This window comes from Allobosea sp. P1_B10 (assembly GCF_056406735.1).
The window spans coordinates 367224-385147 of record NZ_JBFTZP010000002.1; the positions used below are offsets into that span (position 1 = coordinate 367224).

The following is a 17924-nucleotide window of genomic DNA, read 5'->3' on the forward strand; positions in this document are numbered from 1 at the left end:
GTCGTGCCTCGCGCGTTGTGTTGAGTGAGTGATCGAGCAGCGTCATGCATATCGCGCCGTCTTTCCCGAACCTTTCGGTGCTGCTGATCGATTCCAGCCCGCACTATCGGCGCATCATCCGCACGATGCTCTATCAGGCGCAGCTGAACCGCATCTTCGAGGCATCTGACCTGTCCTCGGCTGCGACGATGTTCATCCAGAAGCAGCCCAACATCGTGATCCTGGACTGGGACATGCCGGATTCCGGCAGCACGAAATGCCTGGCTTCGATCCGCTCCTTCAATACCTCGCCCTTCGCCAAGGCCCCGGTCCTGGTAATGATGGAACGCCCTGACCGCCGCTCCGTCGTGCAGGCGGCCAAGCTCGGCGCGCACGAGATCATCACCAAGCCGCTCTCGCCCAACAACCTTTGGGTCCATCTTTCGGGGATCATCAACATCCCGCGGAAATATCGCGACCAGGGGGGCAGCATCTCCCTGGTGCCCCGCGCGATCAGCAACAACATGTTCTGAGGACTACGTCCTGTGGTTGTGGTGCGTCGATGCCACAACCGCCTTGCAAATGCCCGAAAGGTTGACGGCCGAGGTCGGGCTTAGCGAAATTTTTACCAATGCGACGCGATGCTTGAGGGCACATTCATAGGTCGCGCCGCCGTGGTCATCACCGTATCCCTTCCGCCCTTCCTCGGGCGTTCCGAGGCTGCCGCCTTCCGCAACCAGCTGCTCGTAGCGCTGGAGCAGAAGGAGAGCATCAGCGTCGAATGTGCGGCCGCCGGTCCTCTGCCGAGCCTGTGGGTGCAATTGCTGCACTCCGCGGCCACCAGCGCCAAGGCGCTAGGGCTCACCGTCACGCTCAAGGCGGCTTCCGAGGAATGCCGCAAATCCCTGCAGGCGATCGGGTTTGATCCCGCTCAAACCGCGCTCGTTCTGGAGTGATACGGATGAAGATCCTGGCTATCGACGATACCAAGACTCTGCTCAGCCTGCTGTGCCTGACACTGCGCAATGCCGGGCATGAAGTCGCCGCCGCAGAGAACGGCGAGGAGGGCCTGACCACCTTCGACCAGTTCAAGCCGGACCTGGTGATCACCGACCTCAACATGCCGCTGATGGACGGGATCGAGTTCACGCGCGCCTGCCGGGCCCGGCCTGCCGGACAGAATACTCCCATCATCGTGCTGACCACCGAGAACGGCGCCGAGATCAAGGCCGAGGGGCGACGTGCCGGCGCCAGTGCCTGGATGGTCAAGCCGTTCGAGCCCAATACCCTGCTCGGCCTCGTCGCACGCTACCAGAACTGAGGCGTCTCGATGGATCCGCTGGCCGAACTCAAGCAGACATTCTTCCAGGAGTGCGAGGAACTCCTCGGCGCTCTCGAGCAGAAGCTCCAGGCGCTCGACGAGGGCTCGACGGATCCGGAGGACGTCAACGCCGCCTTCCGCGCGATCCATTCGATCAAGGGCGGCGCAGGTGCGTTCGGCTGCACCGAGCTCGTCGCCTTCGCGCATGTCTTCGAAGCCTCGCTCGACCATCTGCGCTCGGGCCGCGTCGGGATCGAGGACGCGCCGTTCGCGCTCTTCCTGCGGTGCTCGGATGCGGTCGCCGATCTCGTCTCCGCCGCGCGCAATGACGAGCCGGCCCGTCCGCGCCCGGATCTGCTGGAAGCGCTGGAGCAGGTCGGCCAGGCGCCGAAGCCTGCGGCAGCTCCCCCGGCCCAGCTTGTCGTGCCTGTCGCGGCGGCTCCTGCTGCACCTGTCCCTGCCGACGATGCGCCGCTGGGAATCGCCGCGCTCGGCAACCTGCTCGCCATGGTCGATGCCAAGATGGCGCCGCCTGCCGCGTCGGTCAGCATGGATACGAGCTGGGACGAAGAGCCTGCGGTCGGCGCAGCCGCCGACAAGCCCGGCCGGAACCTGTGCCTGCGAATCCATCCGGAAAGCGATCTCTTCCGCCGGGTCATCGAACCGCGCGTCGTGTTCGCCTCGCTGCCGGCCGAGGACATCGTCTCCATCGCCTGCGACCTCAGCCATGTGCCGTCACTGGAGACGCTCGACGTCACCGACTGCCATATGCGCTTCGTGGTCAACCTGCACACCGAACTGACGGTCGAGGAAATCTGCAGCCGGTTCGATTTCACGCTCGCGACCGAGGAATTCGAGATCGAGGCCGTCGCCGAGGCCGCTCCCGCGGCCAATGACGATGCGGCGCCGGCACCTGCTCCGGTTGCGGCGACTGCGCCCGAGCCGGAGGTGTCTGCCGGTGTCGCCGCGGATCTCTCCGCCATCCTGGCCAAGCTCGGTCCCGCTCCCGTCGCCGCGAACCAGCCCGCTATCCAGATGGCTGCGGTTGCGGTCGCGACGCCCATACGAGCGCTTACCGAAGCAGCCCCTGCCGCCAGGGCCGCCGCGCGCGCGCCCGCAACCGATGCCGCCGCCGCGCGCCAGCGCCAGGCCGTCAGCGTGCGTGTCGATCTCGACCGCATCGACAAGCTGATGAACCTCGTCGGCGAGATCGTCATCACCCAGTCGATGCTGGTCGAATGCGTGCGCTCGCTGCCCTATGACGTCTATGCGAAGACGGCAGAGGGCATCCTGACGCTGTCGCGCCAGACGCGCGAACTGCAGGACCACGTCATGGCCGTGCGGGCCCAGCCGGTGAAGGCCGTGTTCCAGCGCATGCCGCGCCTGGTTCGCGAGCTCGCGCAGACGCTCGGCAAGGAAGTACGGCTGGTTCTGGAAGGCGAGAACACCGAGGTCGACAAGACCATCATCGAGGAACTCGCGGATCCGCTGACCCACATGATCCGCAATTCGATGGATCACGGGCTGGAGACGCCCGAGGAGCGCATCGCAGCGGGCAAGCCGCCGGAAGGCACCATCAAGCTCGTCGCTGAGCACCGCGCCGGACGCATCGTGATCTCGGTCACCGATGATGGCCGGGGCATCGGCCGCGACAAGCTGCTCGCCAAGGCCCGCTCGCGCGGCCTCGTCGGCGCTGATGAGCGGCTGGCACCGGAAGAAATCGACCAGTTGATCTTTGCCGCAGGCCTGTCGACTGCCGAGGTTATCAGCGACGTGTCGGGACGCGGCGTCGGCATGGATGTCGTCCGCCGGAACGTCGAATCCCTGGGCGGCCGCATCAGCGTCGATTCCGAGCCGGGCCGGGGCTGCAAGTTCACGCTCGCCCTGCCGCTGACGCTCGCCGTGCTCGAGGGCATGGTGATCCGCTGCGGCGACGACCGCTATGTCATCCCGATCGCCAGCGTGATCGAGACGCAGCATCTCGCCTCGACGCCGATCGAGCACCTGACCTTCGGCCAGGAAGTGCTGCGCTGGCGCGGCGAAGTCACGCCGATGTACCGCCTCGGTGCAGTCATGGGGTCGTCGGGAACGCCCTGCGAGAACATCATCATCATCGCCGAGACCGAACGGGGCGACAATGTCGGCATCGCGGTCGACGAGATCGTCGGCCAGCAACAGGTCGTGGTGAAGAGCCTCGAAGGCAATTACGGCACCGTTCATGGTGCCTCGGCTGCAACCATTCTCGGCGACGGCCTGGTGGCTCTCATCCTCGACGTCGATTCCATGCTCCGCTTGGCCGCCACCGGCGTCCACACACCCGTTCCCGCACTGAAAATGGCTGGATAATCATGACCCTTCAACTCGGCGAAAAGCATTTCTCGTCGGCACAGCCGGAGTCGGCCGTCCGCCGGATCGTCACCTTCAAGGTCGGCGACCGCACCTTCGGCATCGATGTCGGCATGGTCCGCGAGATCAAGGGCTGGCAGGCGACGACGCCGCTGCCGCATGCGGCTCCCCATGTGCGCGGCGTGCTCAACCTGCGCGGCGTGATCCTGGCGGTGTACGACCTGCGCACCTCGATCGGCCTCGGCCACACCGATGCGACCGCGACCCATGTGATCGTGGTGGTCGACATCGAGGACAAGGTCGCTGGCCTCCTGGTCGATTCGGTCTCCGACATCGTCGACGTACCGGTCAGCGCGGTTCGCCCGGCGCCTGATCTGGAGCGCGACGAGCATGGCCTGATCGAAGGCCTCGTGCTGCTCGACACCGATATCGTGGCCCTGCTCGACCTCGCCGCCGTGATCCGCGACGGCGGTACCGAGAACGCCATGGCGAGGACTGCCCGCGCCAACTGAGTTCAAGCCTAAACGTCCGGAGGGTTGCGTTTCCACGTCAGGAAGAGCCGTACGCCAAGAAAGAAACGACAAGAAAATGGGCAGCCCCTTCGGTTCCCTTTCACGGCTCTCAATCAAGCTGCCGATCATGGTTGGGATGGCGTTCGCCGCTGGCGGCGCCGTGCAGCATCTGCCCTGGAGCAAGCTGGGCGAGACCCAGGCCTGGGCGCTCGGGGGCACCGCCGTGTTTGGCGCGGCACTTGCGGCATGGCTCGCCGGCCGCGCCGTCTCCCGGCCTGTCGCCGCCTTGCGCGATGCCGCTAGCGTCATCGCCGAGGGCGAGCACGCAGCGGTGCCGGGAACGCAGCGCCATGACGAGATCGGCGATCTCGCCCGCTCCCTGAAGACCATCCACGAAGCCGGCGTCGAGGCCATGCGCATCCGCACGGCGCTCGATGGCTGCCGCACGGCTGTCATGGTCTGCGATGCCGAGGACCGCGTGGTCTACGTCAACGCCTCGCTGCTGAAGTTCTTCACGGAGGCGCAGGAGGATTTCCGCGCGGCCTTTCCCGGCTGCTCGGCCAAGGACATGCTCGGCAAGGTGATGCTGTCGGTCCAGCGCGAGCCGGGACGCATCGGCGCAGCGGCGGGGGGCCGCAATGGCCTGCGTTTCGCGCTCGGCCGCCGCACCGTCGCCCTCTCGCTGACGCCCGTCCTGCACCAGGACGGAAGCAGCCTGGGCACGGCAGTCGAATGGCGCGAATTGACCAATGCACTCGCTGCCAGCGCCGAAGTCGCCGAGATGGCGGCTGCTGCGATCGAGGGCGACTTCTCGCGCCGCGTGCCGCTTGCGGGCAAGCCGGAGGCGCTCGTCGACATTGCCGAGGGCATGAACAGCATCAACGCCCTGGTCGAGCAGGCTGTGGGCGAGTTCGCCCAGGTGCTGGGCGGGCTGGCGCAGGGCGACCTGACCCAGCGGATGCAGGGCGACTATCACGGCCGCTTTGCCGAGCTCAAGCACAGCCTCAACGGCACCCTGGAGCATCTGGCGGCGACGGTTGCGACGATCCAGTCTACGGCCGGCAATGTCGCGCGCGCCGCGCACGAGATCAATTCGGGCGCCGGTGACCTTGCCACCCGTACCGAGCAGACGGCCGTGAACCTCGAGGAGACAGCTGCGACCACCGAGGAACTCGCGGCCTCCGTCAAGCAGAGCGCCGCCCGCTCGCGCCAGGCGATGGACCTCGCCGGCGAGGCGATGACGGTCGCCAATCAGGGCAAGAGCGTGGTCGCGCAGACCGTCGGCGCGATCGAACGCATCGAAGGCTCGTCCTCGCGGATTTCGGACATTGTCGGCGTCATCGACGAAATCGCCTTCCAGACCAACCTGCTGGCGCTGAATGCCGCGGTCGAGGCCGCCCGCGCCGGCGATGCCGGCAAGGGGTTTGCCGTCGTCGCATCCGAGGTGCGTTCGCTGGCGCAGCGTTCGAGCCAGGCCGCCAAGGATATCAAGGGCTTGATCGCGTCCTCAAACCAGCAGGTCGGCGAGGGCGTACGGTTCGTGCGCAACACTGGCGAGGCGCTGGATCGCATCGTCCAGGCGGCGGAAAAAGTCTCTGCGACCGTCGTCGAGATCTCCTCTGCTGCGGCCGAGCAGGCGCATGGCATCGCGGAGATGAGCCAGACGGTTGCCCATATGGACGAGACCACGCAGGCGAACTCGGCGCTGGCCGAGCAGAGCGCGACCTCGGCCGCAGAGCTCATGGACGAAATCGCGACGCTCAGGGAGCTGGTCGCCTTCTTCCGCACAGAAGCCGCGCCGACGCGGTTCGGCTCGGAACCGATGCGCCTGCAGGCCCTGGCCGCAGCCGGCCTGAGCGAACAGAAGCGCCCGGCGCCTTCGCGCCGGGTGGAGCCTCGCCGGCAGGAGCCGGTCGTCGCTGCGAGACCCGAACCGCGCCGGCGTGCTTCCGGCGGCGGACGTGCAGACGAATGGGCGGAGTTCTAGTGTCTATGAACAGGTTTACCGCCATCCCCGCCTCGCAAGCGCTCGCCGATGCAACCCTGTCGCGCGACGACATGGGTTTCATCGCCAAGCTCGTCTACGAGCACGCCGGCATCGTCATCCGCGAGCACAAGGAAGCGATGACGCGCGGCCGGCTGGCCCGCCGCGTGAAGGCGCTGGGCCTGGGCTCGGTCGCCGATTACTGCGCCTTCCTGCGTACGCCAGGCGCGGTCGACGAGCTGCCCGAGCTGATCAACGCGGTCACCACCAACCACACCGCCTTCTTTCGCGAGCGCCACCATTTCGACCATCTGCGCAAGGACGTCCTGCCGAGACTGCTGCAAGAGCGAGCCGGGCGGCGCGGGCGCATCCGGATCTGGTCGTCGGCCTGTTCGTCCGGCGAGGAGCCCTACAGCATCGCGGCGACGTCGCGCGATGTGCTGGGCTCGCGCAGCGATGTCGATTTCCGCATCCTCGCGACCGACATCGACACCGACATCCTTGACCGTGCGGAGGCCGGGCTCTATCCGGCCGAGCAGTTCGAGCGTCTCCCGGGCGATCTCAAGCCGCTGTTGCGGCTGGATACCGGGACGGCCCGCGGCGAGGCGCGCATCGCCGACGAACTGCGCAGGCTGATTGCATTCAAGCGCCTGAACCTGATCGAGAAATGGCCGATGAAGGGGCCGTTCGACGTCATCTTCTGCCGCAACGTCTTCATCTATTTCGACACGCAGACCAAGGCCTCGATCCTCGACCGCTTCGTCGGCATGCTGGCGCCGGGCGGATTCCTCTATCTCGGCCATTCGGAATCGCTGCCGCAGCCGCACCCCCAACTGCGGCTGATCGGCCGCACCATCTACGAGAGAACCGCATGAGCGTCGCCCGTTCCTCTCGTCGCTATTTCGACCCCCGCTTCGACGCCACGATCATTACCGTCGCGCCCGGTGAACATGAGATCACTGCTGCCAAGGACGAGATCGTGGCGACGGTGCTGGGGTCCTGCATCTCCGTCTGCATGCGCGACCCGCAGGTCGGCGTCGGCGGCATGAACCATTTCCTGCTGCCGAAGAACAATGGTGGCGATGCCAATGCCGGCGAACGCTATGGCGACACTGCCATGGAAGTCCTCATCAATGGCCTGCTGAAGCGCGGTGCGCGGCGCAACCATCTCGAGGCCAAGGTGTTCGGCGGTGCGCGCGTGCTCTCGGGTGCGACGATGCTGGCGATCGGCGAGGGAAACATCAAATTCGTCAACGAGTTCCTGAGAGTCGAAGGCATTCCCGTGGTGTCGAAGGATGTGGCTGGAACGCGCTCTCGCCGCATTCACTACCAGCCATCGACCGGCCGAGCCTGGGTGCAGCATGTGCAGCCGAGCACGCGCGACAGCGGGCACGAGCAGGAAATCGCCTATCTCAACCGGCTCAAGACCCAGCCGGTGGCCGGTGAAGTGGAGGTTTGGTAATGAGCTGGCCGACGTCCCCTGCGAGCCCGGTCAAGGTTCTCGTCGTCGACGATTCCATCCTGATGCAGAAGCTGATGACGCAGATCATCGACGGTGCGCCGGGCTTCAAGGTGATCGGCGTCGCCGGCAGCGCAGAAGAGGGCTGGGACGCCATCCAGGAACTGCGTCCCGACGTCGTGACACTGGATCTCGAACTGCCGGGGCGCCATGGCCTGAAGCTACTGGCGCGCGTGCTCAAGCAGGACCCGCTGCCGGTGCTGATCGTCTCGGCCTTCGGCGGTCCCGGTGCCGACAACACGATCCAGGCGCTCGAACTCGGCGCGATCGACTTCATCGAGAAGCCCGACGGCACCACGCATACGCTCGAGGGCTTCATGAAGCACCTCGTCGCGGCGCTGTCGCGGGCCTCGGCGAGCCGGCGCATGTTCGCCGCGCGCAGCGAGGCGCCGGTGGTGCGCCAGAGCATCGCCCGCGAGCCCTCGACGGCCGGTCGCACCTCGCTGATCGCGATCGGCGCCTCGACCGGCGGCGTGCCGGCGGTGCAGGTGGTGATGCGCGATCTCGCGCATCTGCGGATCCCGATTGCGGTGGTGCAGCACATGCCGCCGGGCTACACGGCGAAATTCGCAGCCAGACTCGCCTCGGCAACGGGGCTCGACGTAAAGGAGGCTGCCGATGGCGACCGGTTGCGGCCGGGCATGGCGGTGGTCGCGCCGGGCGGGCCCCGCCATCTCGAGATCGAGGACAGGCGCGGCGAACTCGTCTGCGTGCTGAAGGAGGGGCCGCTGGTCTGCGGCCACAGCCCTTCCGTCGACGTGATGTTTCACTCGGTCGCGCGCAGTCTCGGGGCGAATTCGGTTGGCATCCTGCTCACAGGAATGGGCCGCGACGGCGCAGACGGTTTGTTAGCTATGCGTAAAGCTCGTGCAGAGACGTTAATCCAAAGTGGGGAGACCTGCGTGGTAAACGGGATGCCGAAAGCGGCCTTCGAGCTCGGTGCCGCCGACAGGGTGGTGCCGCTCGACCAGATTGGCGCCGCAGTCGGCAACCTGCTCGGTGAGCGGCCACAGATGCGCAGCGCGTGAGGAGAATTCTATGAAAGCGCGAAGCGAATACCGGATCCTGGTCGTCGACGACCAGAAGAGCATGCGCGGGCTTGCGACCTACTTCCTGAAGCAGATCGAGTTTCAGGATATCGACGAGGCCGAGAATGCGCGCGAGGCCCTGATGAAGATGCAGGGCAAGCGCTACGACCTGCTGCTGCTCGACTGGAACATGGACGGCATGAGCGGCATCGACCTGCTCCGCGCCATCCGCTCCGTCCCCGAGCTCAACCAGATCAAGATCATCATGGCGACCTCCGAGCGCTCGGTCGACAAGATGGACGAGGCCACCACCAATGGCGCCGACCATTACGTCGTGAAACCCTATGAGCTGCGCGACCTCGAAGTGCGCGTGAAGAAGGTTCTCGCCTGCTGATCAGCAGTCGGGCGTAAGCCCCCGTCATCGTGAGCAAGACCAAGCGATCCAGGGTGGCGTCCAGCTGGCCTGGATCGTTTGCGTTGGGACGCTGGCTGCGTCGCCCGGGGGCGAGTTGGCCTACTTCCTGGGCCGAAACGCCACGATCACGTCTGGGTCGGTTTCGAGATACGGACCCTCGATCAGGTCGATGCAATAGGGGATCGCCGGCATCACGGCATCTAGGCACTCGGCGATGGCGCGCGGGCGGCCGGGCAGGTTGACGATCAGCGCCTTGCCGCGGATCCCGGCTGTCTGGCGCGACAGGATCGCGGTCGGGACCTTTGTCAGGCTGACCTGTCGCATCAGTTCGCCGAAGCCGGGCATCGGCTTCTCGATCACGTCCTCGGTCGCCTCGGGGGTGACGTCGCGTGGGGCGGGGCCGGTTCCGCCCGTGGTCACGATCAGGCAACAGCCCTCCTCATCGGCGAGCGCGATCAACGTGTCGGCGATCAGCTTGCGGTCGTCGGGGATGACGCGGGCAACAGCTGTCCAGGGCGAGGCGAGGGCCTTGTTGAAATAGGCCGAGATCGCCGGCCCGCCCTCATCGGCGTAGATGCCGGCCGACGCGCGGTCCGACACCGTGACGATCCCGATCTTGATAGGCTGGCTCATCTGACATTCCCGCTCACGGTCGCAGCGCAGATGTGGACGATGGGGCCGCGGCTGGCCAGAGCAAAAGCGCTGGGAGCCGGCAGAGATTGGTCGGGTCGACCAGCCCCTATTCGTGGAGCACGGCGATCATGGACTGAGCAAAGTTGGCCGTTTGAGCTTGGATGCCGAAGCGTACCGTGGCGGCGCGCTTCTGTGTTCAGTTACGGCGATCCCGCAGACGGCGCAGCGCCTGGCGTGCAGCGGCCGTGGCGTTTGCCATGCTTGGCTCGGCGCTGCCGAGGCCGACGATCGTGTTGCCCATCAGGCGGCGTTCGCCCCACGCGTAGGTACCGGCATCGACTCCGTCGCCGGCTCCGCTGTCGAATATCTCCGCCGGCGTGCCCGCAAAATCGGCCTGGATCATCGCGATCGTCAGCGTGCGGCCGGGCGAGAGACGGCTCTGGCTCTCGTCATAGGCGATCTTGAGGAAATGCCGCGTCCCTGCGCTCTCGACCAGCACGCCCATCGCGATCGGCTTGTCGTCGAGCAGCAAGGCGTCGAGCTGAAGTGCATCGGCGTCGGCAAAACCGGCGACGAGCTTGCGGAAATAGGCGGTGTCCACCGTGCGTGAGAGGATCGCCGTGCGTGCCTTGCCCTTCCAGCCGGCCGCCTCCAGCGTCAGGAAATCCTCAAAGCCGTCGCGCGCGCCCGCGCCGCGCCTGCGCTGGAAGGCGAGGCCGCCGGCCTTGGCCGCCGCCCGGAACTGCTGCATGCGCTTCTTGTAGGACGGGCCCAGCGAGCGGCGCAGATAGCGCTCGGCATCGTCGTCAGGCTGCGGCAGCAGCATCGGCCGCTGCCAGGTTTCATAGGTCGAGAAGCGGCTGCCAGAGGCTCGGCAGCTCTCGCGGATCGCGTCGGCGGTCGCGCCCTCCAGCGGAAGCAGCGGGAGGGCCAGCGTCTTGGGGAGGTCGGAGGCCGCGTTGATATGGCGCAGCATCGCCTGCACGACATCCTCGACATGGTCGCGGTCGATGACGGGCGCCGAGGACACCTCGTAGAGCGGCAGTAGGGGCGAGACGAGGTTGGCGGAAAAGCCGCTGCGCCAGTCGCGACGGCGGGCGAAGGCCCAGACACCGAGCAAGCGTTCGGAGCCCAGCGCCTCGCTTTGCCAGGCAGCGAGGATGATGATCGCATCGCCCGGCATCAGCAGGCCCGCGGCTTCGATCGCAGCTGGCGCCATATGCGGATTGGGCGTGAGGGCGCGCCGGCTCAACTCACTGAAGGCAGCATTCATTGCGCCGAAATCGGCGGGGCGAATGCGCCGTACGACGATATTTGCGCTCAAGGCCGGCGGTCACTTACTCGGGCGCGGCCCATCTCGCCCCGGAGCGACAGCACGAAGGCGATGACCTGCGCCGTGGCCCGGTACAGCTCCTCGGGAATCTGCTCGTCCAGTTCGACTGTCGACAGCGCCTGCGCCAGGACTGCGTTCTGCTCGATCGCGACGCCATGCTCGCGGCCGGTCTCGAGAATACGTTCGGCGAGTTCGCCGCGGCCCTTGGCGGTGACGCGGGGAGCGCCCTGGCCGTCATATTCGAGCGCGACTGCGATCTGGCGCGGGGAGGGGGAGGAGGTCATGACAGGCGGTCCAGGAACTGGCCGGCGGTAGCCTGCATCACGCGAGGCTGGCCGGTATGGATATCAATCGCGCTATTTTCGAACTGGGCGTCGATCAGCGCCGCCTCGAGCCCCGGCGCCGCTCCGCGCAACAGGCGGCTGGTGTCCTCGCGCTCGGCCCAGAGCGAGACCCCGACGCTGCGGCCCTGCAGCGTAACGACGCCCTGCAGTGGGCCCATCGGCTCGACATCGAGCGCGAAGCGGACGCGCCAGAGCGGACCTTCGCCGGCGTCTGCAGCGTGGCGCCTTGGCGGCTCGCGCTCGACCTGGAGCGGCAGGATCGCGGTGCCGGCCTGGAAGGCGAGCGGAATCTCGGTGAGCCAGCGTTGGGCCGGGCTGGCGTCGGCGCGGGCGGGCTCGAGCGGCAGCGAGGCGTACTGCGACAGCGTGATCCGGTCGAGTGCGGCCTCCGTCTGGCGCAGCAGGGTCTCCGTGATGCCCAGTGGCTTGTCGGCTGCCATCAGAGTTGGTTCGGCGATCGGCTGGGGGGACAGGGCTCCATCCCTGTGGGGCGGCGCCGGCCGTGCCGGCTCGCCGGGCTGGGGACCGGTGTTTTCGATGCGACCCTTGTCGAGAGGCAAGGCGCCGAGCCTGGCGAGCATGGGGGCGAGCGTATCGCGCAGGGCCACAAGCCCCGCCTTCAGGTCGGGCTGGGACGATGGCGGCTGTCCGGAAGCCTGGTGCGCCTCCATGAACAGGCCGGAGCGCTGGACTGCCTGCTTCAGGGCCTCAGGCGTCACGGCCCTGCGCTCGACGGGCAATGCCTGCGCCAGGATCTGGTCGGCCAGCTTCAGCACGGGGGCGGGTACCGAAAGGCCAACCGCGCTGCCGGCAATGGCACGGAGATTTGCTAGCAGCGGTGCGAGCCCGTCCTGGTTGGCCAGGGCGGCGCCCAGAAGCGGGCCGGCCGAGGCGCGCAGATTGGCAGTGGCGAGCGCGTCGGGTCGCTGTGGAACGGCTTGCTGGCTGGTGCTGGCAGCCGCACCCGTCGCCTGCATCGAGGCGCGCGATGGTGTGGCGATGGCAGAGGCGCCGCCGCGGGCTGGTGTCTGGACGGCGCCCAGCGCGGTCGGATTGGCAGCGGCTACGTGCGGGCCCGGCGAACCGGCGAGCGTGATCTGGACGCTCGCGGGTGTGAGTGTCGTGGGCGAAGGAAGCGGAGCCGCCATCTGGGCCGCGACAGACGGGGGCGCTGTCGTCTGCATCGCTGCCGGCGCGGCATTAGCAGTCGCGGGCGCCACGTTGCTCGACGCGGGGGCGGCTGTAGCCGTCGCAGGGCGCACCTCCATAAGCGTCGCGCGTAGCGCAGCGCCTGGCTGTTCCGGCGGCACCAGCTTCAGCAGCAGGGTCGCGCCCGACGTGAGCGCAGCCTGCCGCGCCTCCGGCCCGGCCAGCACGAGCGAGATTTTCGTGTCGCCGATCTCAGCCGTCGCGGTGCCGTCGCCCGCGATCGCAAGCAGGCGCGCCTCTACCGTCCCGCCGGCTGCGAGCCCGGTCGCGGGGGTGAGTGCCTGCAGGAGCGTGGCGAGGGTCTGGCTCTGGACGAGCGTGGCGAGGTTCATCGGATTGTGCCGATCATGTGACGAGATGATGGTGACAGGAAAGGTTAAGCATTTCCTTGCAGATGAGGCGTGCGTGGCAGGCGCTGGCGCGGCGTTGCCGGCTCGGGCAGGGTGACGCTACGCGAGAAGGAGCGAACTCATGGACTATCGTCAGCTCGGTCATTCCGGCCTCAGGGTCTCGCCGCTTTGCCTGGGCACCATGATGTTCGGTGGGGCGACGTCAGAGGTCGATTCTCGCGGGATCATCGACCATGCGCGCGAGGCGGGTATCAATTTCATCGACACCGCCGATGTCTACAACGAGGGGCGCTCGGAAGAGGTCACCGGGCGGGCGATCGCAGAGCACCGCCATGACTGGGTGCTCGCCACCAAGGTCGCCAATGCCTTCGGGACTGGCCCCAATCAGCGCGGCCTCTCGCGCAAATGGGTGATGCAGGCCTGCGACGACAGCCTGCGCCGGCTCGGGACCGACTTCATCGACATCTACTATCTCCACAAGGAAGATCTCTCGACTCCGTTGTCCGAGACCGTGCGTGGACTCGGCGACCTCGTCCGCCAGGGGAAGATCCGGCATTTCGGCGTTTCGAACTATCGCTCCTGGCGGCTGGCCGAGATCTGCCGGCTCTGCGACGATCTCGGCATCGACAGGCCCGTCGTCAGCCAACCCTATTACAACGCGATGAACCGCATGCCGGAGGTCGAGCATCTGCCGGCCTGCGACCATTTCGGGCTCGGCGTGGCCTCCTACTCGCCGCTGGCTCGCGGCGTCCTCACGGGCAAATACGCGCCCGGCGAGGCGCCGCAGCAGGGTACGCGCGCCGCACGTGGCGACAAGCGCATCATGCAGACGGAATGGCGCGAGGAGAGCCTTTTGATCGCGCAGGAGATCAAGGCTCATGCCGCCGCGCGCGGACTGACCCCGATCCAGTTCGCCGTACGCTGGGTGCTGAACAACCGCTTCCTCACCGCTGCGATCGCTGGCCCGCGTACGCTGGAGCAATGGCAAGCCTATCTCGCAGCCCTCGACGCCGACTTCACGGCCGAGGACGAGGCGCTGATCGACCGGCTGGTGCCGGCGGGGCATCCGTCCACGCCGGGTTACAACGATCCGGCCTATCCGCTCGAGGGCCGGCCCAGCCGCGTCGGCTGAGGCAACGGTCGCAAGGGCGCGGCAAGCTATTTGCGTCCGCGGCCGGGCGTACCTAACTGACGTGCGGCGCTCGGCCGGGCGAATTGATCGAGGATGGGAGAAGGCGGGCGCATGGCGGTCGAGGGTGTTACCGGGGATCTGATCAAGGTCGTGAGCCTGTTGGGCGCGGGCGTGATGGCCGTGCCGCTGTTCCGACGCCTCGGTCTCGGCTCTGTGCTGGGCTATTTTTGCGCCGGTCTTGTGATCGGCCCGTACGGGCTCGGCCTCTTCGCCAATCCCGAATCGGTCCTGCACGTCGCCGAATTCGGCGTGGTGATGTTCCTCTTCATCATCGGGCTGGAGATGCAGCCTTCCAGGCTGTGGAACCTCAGAGGCGAGATCTTCGGCCTGGGCGTGGCGCAGGTCACGCTGTGCGGGGCGCTTCTGACAGGCGTCGGCATCGCCTATGGCCTGAGCCCCGCTGCGGCCTTCATTGCCGGCATGGGCTTCGTGCTCTCGTCGACCGCTGTCGTGATGCAAATGCTGAACGAGCGTGGCGAAAGCTCGACCCCACAGGGCCAGCAAGCTGTCTCGATCCTGCTGCTGGAGGATCTCGCGATCGTGCCTCTATTGGCGATCGTGGCGGTGCTGGCCCCACTGAAGACAGGCAGCTCCAATGGCTGGCTGTCCTTCGGGACCGGCCTGGCCTGTCTCGCCGGGCTCGTCATCGCGGGGCGCTGGCTGCTCAACCCGATGTTCCGCATCCTGGCGCTGGCGCAAGCGCGCGAGGTCATGACCGCCGCGGCCCTGCTTGTCGTGCTCGGTTCGGCTCTCGTGATGCAGCTCGGCGGGCTCTCGATGGCGATGGGCGCTTTCCTGGCGGGCGTCCTGCTCTCTGAATCGAGCTTCCGGCATCAGCTCGAGGCCGATATCGAGCCGTTCCGCGGCATCCTGCTCGGCCTGTTCTTCCTGGCGGTGGGCATGTCGCTCGATGTCGGCGTGATTTCACGGCAATGGGTCCTGATCGCGCTGTCCGTGCTCGCTTTCATGTCCGTAAAGGCGCTCGGCATCTTCGTGGTGGCGAAACTGACGAAATCGACCACCCGCGAGGCGATCACGCGCGTCGCCCTGTTCTCGCAAGGCGGTGAGTTCGCCTTCGTGCTGTATTCCGCAGCCTATGCCGCCGGCATCTTCGATGCGCGGGTCAATGCAGTTGTGAGCGCCACCGTTATCCTGTCGATGGCGGTGACGCCGCTGCTGGTGATCGCGCTCGACCGCTTCCTGCCGCCTGAGGAGACGTCGCTGGACGGTGTCGATATCGCCGATGGGCTGACCGGGCGCACGCTGATCATCGGCTTTGGCCGCTTCGGACAGGTTGCCAGCCAGTCGCTGCTGGCGCGCGGCTTCAGCGTCTCGATCATCGAGATCGATGTCGAGCTGATCAAGGCCGCCTCGGAATTCGGCTTCAAGGTGCATTATGGCGACGGCACGCGCCCCGAGATCCTGCATGCGTCGGGAGCCGACCGGGCCGAGGCGATCCTGATCTGCGTCGAGAACCGCGCCACCGCCGACAAGATCGTCCAGCTCGCCAAGGAGCAGTTCCCGCACGCAAAGCTGTTCGTGCGCGCCTTCGATCGTGGCCACGCGCTGGACCTGATCCGCGCCGGCGTCGACTTCCAGATCCGCGAAACCTTTGAATCGGCTCTGGCCTTCGGCACCGCAGCGCTACTGCAGATGGGCGTTCCCGAGGAGGAGGCGAACGAGATCGCCGAGGACGTGCGGCGCCGTGACGAGGAGCGGCTCGACATCCAGGTCGCCAGTGACATCAACGCCGGCAATGACCTGATCCGGGGCAATGCGCCGACGCCTGCGCCGCTGACCAAGCCCAAGACGCCGGGCAAGATCCACGGCAACGTACCCGACGACATCAGCGTCTGAGGTCGCCCGGCGCGATGCTCGAGCGCGACGGATTTTTTTCTGTGGCTCAGTTGACCATGCAGAAGCCGCCGACGACGACCTCGCTACGGCACCAGACCGGTTTGTCGTCGCTGCCTGTCAGGCGCAGCGGGACAGGCGAAGGCTCCCGCGGCTGGGCGGTCGCAGGCGGAAACGGCACACGGCGCGCTTCGGCTGGTTCCGCGGCCCTGGCGCGCGCGCCCGCCGTTGCGGGCACGATAACTGTGCTTCTGCCTGTCGAGGATGAAGTCGCGCTCTGGGCGGCACTGCCGCTGAAGCGGCGCTTGGCCTCGGCGCTGGCGGGCAGCAGCACGGTGGCGGCGAGGAGGCAGGCTGCGATCGCGAAGGCGCGGTTCATGGCGGCGTTCTCCAACTGACCCGAGCATGCCGGAGTTTTCACGCCCGGCAAGGCAAGCTTCGGATCAGCCTCAGCGCGCGGTTAACGAGACGGCCGCAACGAAGGCGCTGGCAATCACTGCCCCGGCAGCACGATGATGCTCGGCCTGGCGGGCAGGGCGGATTTGGCGACGGTGATGACGGGTTCGCTGCGGCGCTCGACCGGCCAGAGATCCTGCGAGCGCGACAGGAAGCGATTCAGCGTCGAACCCCCGAAGAAGTGCATCGGGATCATGACCTTTGCTTGGATCGATTTCAGCACCTCGATCATGCCGTCCTGGTCCAGGGTGTAGCTGCCATCGACAGGAAAGAGCACGACATCGACGCGCCCGAGGGCGCGCAGATGGCCGGCCTCCAGCGGGTGATGCAGGTGTCCGAGATGGGCGATGCAGAGATCGCCGACCTCGAAGACGAAGATCGAGTTGCCGTCGAAATCGGTCGAGCCGGAATAGGAGCGGATATTGGTGGGCACGTTGCGCACGCGCATGTCGCCAAGCGTGACGTCGTGTTTTGCCGCGCCGGCGCCTGTCGGGTCCCAGCCCGGCAGGAGCTGCTTGATCGAAGGATCGGGATTGCGCGAGTTATGCGTCGAGTGCGCCTAGTTCATCGTGGCGATGTCGGGGGCTTCGCGCGGGCGGACATAGTCGTTGTAGTCGGTCGCCGCCTTGATGCCGCCCGGCGTCTCGATGAGGAAGGTGGCGTGGCCGATGAAGTTCAGGCGCACCTCGTCCTTGGCCAGGTTGACGCGCTGGACGCGGGGAGCCAGCGAGGCCATTTCGGGCCGGCAGCCCGGCTCGTCCGCCTGGACGCGGGCTGGCGCGGCGAGGAGCAGAGCGGCGCCAGACAGCGCAAGGCCACTCCGTAAAAGGGTGTTCAACACGCGCATCGGCGGCTCCTGCGTCACCTTGCAGATGAAGCTGAGGCAAAAGCCACGCCGCGGGAAGTCCCTGACGGCGCTCTGGCGGTTTCGTGAAGCGAAGAGGCGGGGCGCGGCCTGGCAGGCTTCAGTGCACGGGGTCCAGAAACGGAGTATCCCGGCTGCTCACATAGAAGATCACCACCTTGGTCAACTCGCTGCTGCTGCGATTGAAGCCCGTCATCGCGATCCCCGGCGGTTCGACAAACGCCTCGCCGGCCTTGATGGTGATTGGCTCCTTTCCGTTCAGTTCCAGGGTGAAGGCGCCTTCCAGGATATAGACCGTCACGGGGAAGCGGTGACTGTGGTGCACCGTCCTGTCGCCGGGCTTCAGCGTCGCGGTCAGGACGCGGACGTCCTGTGCGGCATCGCGCGGCATGGCCTCGACCAGTTGTTGCAGAACGAGGTTCGGCTTGGCGAGAGCAGCGTCCTGCGCCTGGGCACTCATGTCCGGAAAGAGGAGCGTGGCAAGGGTCGCGGCTGCGCAAGGTATCATACGCATGGTGCTATCCTCCGGCTGCAGCCTGGCGGGGTGTCAGGCCCGCAGCGACGCTAGGCCGCCGGGGCGGATT

The 17924-nt window shown here is 66.8% G+C and carries 19 protein-coding genes and 1 pseudogene; 12 read left to right on the plus strand and 8 right to left on the minus strand.

Annotated elements, in window-relative coordinates:
- The first annotated feature begins 44 nt into the window (after positions 1-44).
- The 10 genes from AC1D2L_RS06490 to AC1D2L_RS06535 all read left to right on the plus strand — a co-directional run bounded on the left by AC1D2L_RS06490 (position 45) and on the right by AC1D2L_RS06535 (position 9083).
- Entirely contained in the window at positions 45-512 is a 468-nt protein-coding gene (locus AC1D2L_RS06490; protein WP_476845015.1) for a response regulator, read from the plus strand.
- 108 nt (positions 513-620) lie between these two features.
- Entirely contained in the window at positions 621-935 is a 315-nt protein-coding gene (locus tag AC1D2L_RS06495; RefSeq protein WP_476845016.1) for an STAS domain-containing protein, read from the plus strand.
- A 5-nt stretch (positions 936-940) separates the two neighbouring features.
- Positions 941-1300, plus strand: coding sequence for a response regulator (locus AC1D2L_RS06500; protein WP_103871932.1), 360 nt, complete (start codon positions 941-943; stop codon positions 1298-1300).
- Between the two features lie 9 nt (positions 1301-1309).
- Positions 1310-3646, plus strand: a complete 2337-nt coding sequence (locus AC1D2L_RS06505; RefSeq protein ID WP_476845017.1) for a chemotaxis protein CheA — start codon at positions 1310-1312, stop codon at positions 3644-3646.
- Between the two features lie 2 nt (positions 3647-3648).
- Positions 3649-4158, plus strand: a complete 510-nt coding sequence (locus tag AC1D2L_RS06510) for a chemotaxis protein CheW (protein WP_476845018.1) — start codon at positions 3649-3651, stop codon at positions 4156-4158.
- 136 nt (positions 4159-4294) lie between these two features.
- Complete coding sequence (locus AC1D2L_RS06515; RefSeq protein ID WP_476845019.1) at positions 4295-6145, plus strand: methyl-accepting chemotaxis protein; 1851 nt, start codon at positions 4295-4297, stop codon at positions 6143-6145.
- 5 nt (positions 6146-6150) lie between these two features.
- Positions 6151-7017, plus strand: coding sequence for a CheR family methyltransferase (locus AC1D2L_RS06520; RefSeq protein ID WP_476845020.1), 867 nt, complete (start codon positions 6151-6153; stop codon positions 7015-7017).
- Entirely contained in the window at positions 7014-7604 is a 591-nt protein-coding gene (locus AC1D2L_RS06525; RefSeq protein WP_476845021.1) for a chemoreceptor glutamine deamidase CheD, read from the plus strand. The genes AC1D2L_RS06520 and AC1D2L_RS06525 overlap by 4 nt, the downstream gene beginning before the upstream one ends.
- Positions 7604-8689, plus strand: a complete 1086-nt coding sequence (cheB, locus tag AC1D2L_RS06530) for a chemotaxis-specific protein-glutamate methyltransferase CheB (protein ID WP_476845022.1) — start codon at positions 7604-7606, stop codon at positions 8687-8689. The genes AC1D2L_RS06525 and cheB overlap by 1 nt, the downstream gene beginning before the upstream one ends.
- A 10-nt stretch (positions 8690-8699) precedes the next feature.
- A complete protein-coding gene (locus AC1D2L_RS06535; RefSeq protein ID WP_476845023.1) occupies positions 8700-9083 on the plus strand; it encodes a response regulator in 384 nt (127 codons plus the stop codon).
- A 120-nt stretch (positions 9084-9203) separates the two neighbouring features.
- On the opposite strand, the gene mog is transcribed toward AC1D2L_RS06535, so the two are convergent.
- From mog to fliK, 4 genes are all read right to left on the minus strand, one after another.
- Positions 9204-9737: a molybdopterin adenylyltransferase gene (gene mog, locus AC1D2L_RS06540; protein WP_476845024.1), complete on the minus strand. Its 534-nt coding sequence runs from the start codon at positions 9735-9737 to the stop codon at positions 9204-9206.
- Positions 9738-9933: 196 nt separating this feature from the next.
- Positions 9934-11061 (minus strand): GNAT family N-acetyltransferase, encoded by a 1128-nt coding sequence (locus tag AC1D2L_RS06545; protein ID WP_476845025.1) that lies wholly within the window; start codon positions 11059-11061, stop codon positions 9934-9936.
- On the minus strand, positions 11058-11354 hold the full coding sequence (locus tag AC1D2L_RS06550; RefSeq protein ID WP_476845026.1) for an EscU/YscU/HrcU family type III secretion system export apparatus switch protein: 297 nt from the start codon (positions 11352-11354) through the stop codon (positions 11058-11060). Before AC1D2L_RS06550 ends, AC1D2L_RS06545 begins: the two co-directional genes overlap by 4 nt.
- Positions 11351-12955 carry a flagellar hook-length control protein FliK gene (gene fliK, locus AC1D2L_RS06555; protein ID WP_476845027.1) on the minus strand — a complete coding sequence of 535 codons (1605 nt, stop codon included), beginning with the start codon at positions 12953-12955 and terminating at the stop codon, positions 11351-11353. The genes AC1D2L_RS06550 and fliK overlap by 4 nt, the downstream gene beginning before the upstream one ends.
- A gap of 139 nt (positions 12956-13094) precedes the next feature.
- Between fliK and AC1D2L_RS06560 the strand changes: the two genes are divergently transcribed.
- The gene (locus AC1D2L_RS06560) at positions 13095-14105 is read left to right on the plus strand and encodes an aldo/keto reductase (RefSeq protein WP_476845028.1); all 1011 of its coding nucleotides are present in this window, start codon (positions 13095-13097) and stop codon (positions 14103-14105) included.
- A 111-nt stretch (positions 14106-14216) separates the two neighbouring features.
- Positions 14217-16022 carry a monovalent cation:proton antiporter-2 (CPA2) family protein gene (locus tag AC1D2L_RS06565; RefSeq protein ID WP_476845029.1) on the plus strand — a complete coding sequence of 602 codons (1806 nt, stop codon included), beginning with the start codon at positions 14217-14219 and terminating at the stop codon, positions 16020-16022.
- Positions 16023-16068: 46 nt separating this feature from the next.
- On the opposite strand, the gene AC1D2L_RS06570 is transcribed toward AC1D2L_RS06565, so the two are convergent.
- From AC1D2L_RS06570 to AC1D2L_RS06585, 4 genes and pseudogenes are all read right to left on the minus strand, one after another.
- Positions 16069-16398: a hypothetical protein gene (locus AC1D2L_RS06570; RefSeq protein ID WP_476845030.1), complete on the minus strand. Its 330-nt coding sequence runs from the start codon at positions 16396-16398 to the stop codon at positions 16069-16071.
- Positions 16399-16512: 114 nt separating this feature from the next.
- Positions 16513-17022, minus strand: a pseudogene (locus AC1D2L_RS06575) (MBL fold metallo-hydrolase); the annotation flags it as partial.
- A gap of 12 nt (positions 17023-17034) precedes the next feature.
- Positions 17035-17322 (minus strand): MBL fold metallo-hydrolase, encoded by a 288-nt coding sequence (locus AC1D2L_RS06580; protein ID WP_476845031.1) that lies wholly within the window; start codon positions 17320-17322, stop codon positions 17035-17037.
- Positions 17323-17440: 118 nt separating this feature from the next.
- Positions 17441-17854 (minus strand): cupin domain-containing protein, encoded by a 414-nt coding sequence (locus tag AC1D2L_RS06585; RefSeq protein ID WP_476845032.1) that lies wholly within the window; start codon positions 17852-17854, stop codon positions 17441-17443.
- Positions 17855-17924 lie beyond the last annotated feature (70 nt).

Excerpts from the sequence above, each read along its gene's own strand:
- AC1D2L_RS06520 (WP_476845020.1), top strand. The coding sequence starts at position 6,151 with ATGAACAGGTTTACCGCCATCCCCGCCTCGCAAGCGCTCGCCGATGCA.
- AC1D2L_RS06570 (WP_476845030.1), bottom strand. The coding sequence starts at position 16,398 with ATGAACCGCGCCTTCGCGATCGCAGCCTGCCTCCTCGCCGCCACCGTG.
- mog (WP_476845024.1), bottom strand. The coding sequence starts at position 9,737 with ATGAGCCAGCCTATCAAGATCGGGATCGTCACGGTGTCGGACCGCGCG.
- AC1D2L_RS06500 (WP_103871932.1), top strand. The coding sequence starts at position 941 with ATGAAGATCCTGGCTATCGACGATACCAAGACTCTGCTCAGCCTGCTG.
- AC1D2L_RS06535 (WP_476845023.1), top strand. The coding sequence starts at position 8,700 with ATGAAAGCGCGAAGCGAATACCGGATCCTGGTCGTCGACGACCAGAAG.
- fliK (WP_476845027.1), bottom strand. The coding sequence starts at position 12,955 with ATGAACCTCGCCACGCTCGTCCAGAGCCAGACCCTCGCCACGCTCCTG.
- AC1D2L_RS06525 (WP_476845021.1), top strand. The coding sequence starts at position 7,014 with ATGAGCGTCGCCCGTTCCTCTCGTCGCTATTTCGACCCCCGCTTCGAC.
- AC1D2L_RS06580 (WP_476845031.1), bottom strand. The coding sequence starts at position 17,322 with ATGCGCGTGTTGAACACCCTTTTACGGAGTGGCCTTGCGCTGTCTGGC.
- AC1D2L_RS06505 (WP_476845017.1), top strand. The coding sequence starts at position 1,310 with ATGGATCCGCTGGCCGAACTCAAGCAGACATTCTTCCAGGAGTGCGAG.
- AC1D2L_RS06585 (WP_476845032.1), bottom strand. The coding sequence starts at position 17,854 with ATGCGTATGATACCTTGCGCAGCCGCGACCCTTGCCACGCTCCTCTTT.
- AC1D2L_RS06565 (WP_476845029.1), top strand. The coding sequence starts at position 14,217 with ATGGCGGTCGAGGGTGTTACCGGGGATCTGATCAAGGTCGTGAGCCTG.
- AC1D2L_RS06510 (WP_476845018.1), top strand. The coding sequence starts at position 3,649 with ATGACCCTTCAACTCGGCGAAAAGCATTTCTCGTCGGCACAGCCGGAG.
- cheB (WP_476845022.1), top strand. The coding sequence starts at position 7,604 with ATGAGCTGGCCGACGTCCCCTGCGAGCCCGGTCAAGGTTCTCGTCGTC.
- AC1D2L_RS06515 (WP_476845019.1), top strand. The coding sequence starts at position 4,295 with ATGGCGTTCGCCGCTGGCGGCGCCGTGCAGCATCTGCCCTGGAGCAAG.
- AC1D2L_RS06550 (WP_476845026.1), bottom strand. The coding sequence starts at position 11,354 with ATGACCTCCTCCCCCTCCCCGCGCCAGATCGCAGTCGCGCTCGAATAT.
- AC1D2L_RS06490 (WP_476845015.1), top strand. The coding sequence starts at position 45 with ATGCATATCGCGCCGTCTTTCCCGAACCTTTCGGTGCTGCTGATCGAT.
- AC1D2L_RS06560 (WP_476845028.1), top strand. The coding sequence starts at position 13,095 with ATGGACTATCGTCAGCTCGGTCATTCCGGCCTCAGGGTCTCGCCGCTT.
- AC1D2L_RS06495 (WP_476845016.1), top strand. The coding sequence starts at position 621 with ATGCTTGAGGGCACATTCATAGGTCGCGCCGCCGTGGTCATCACCGTA.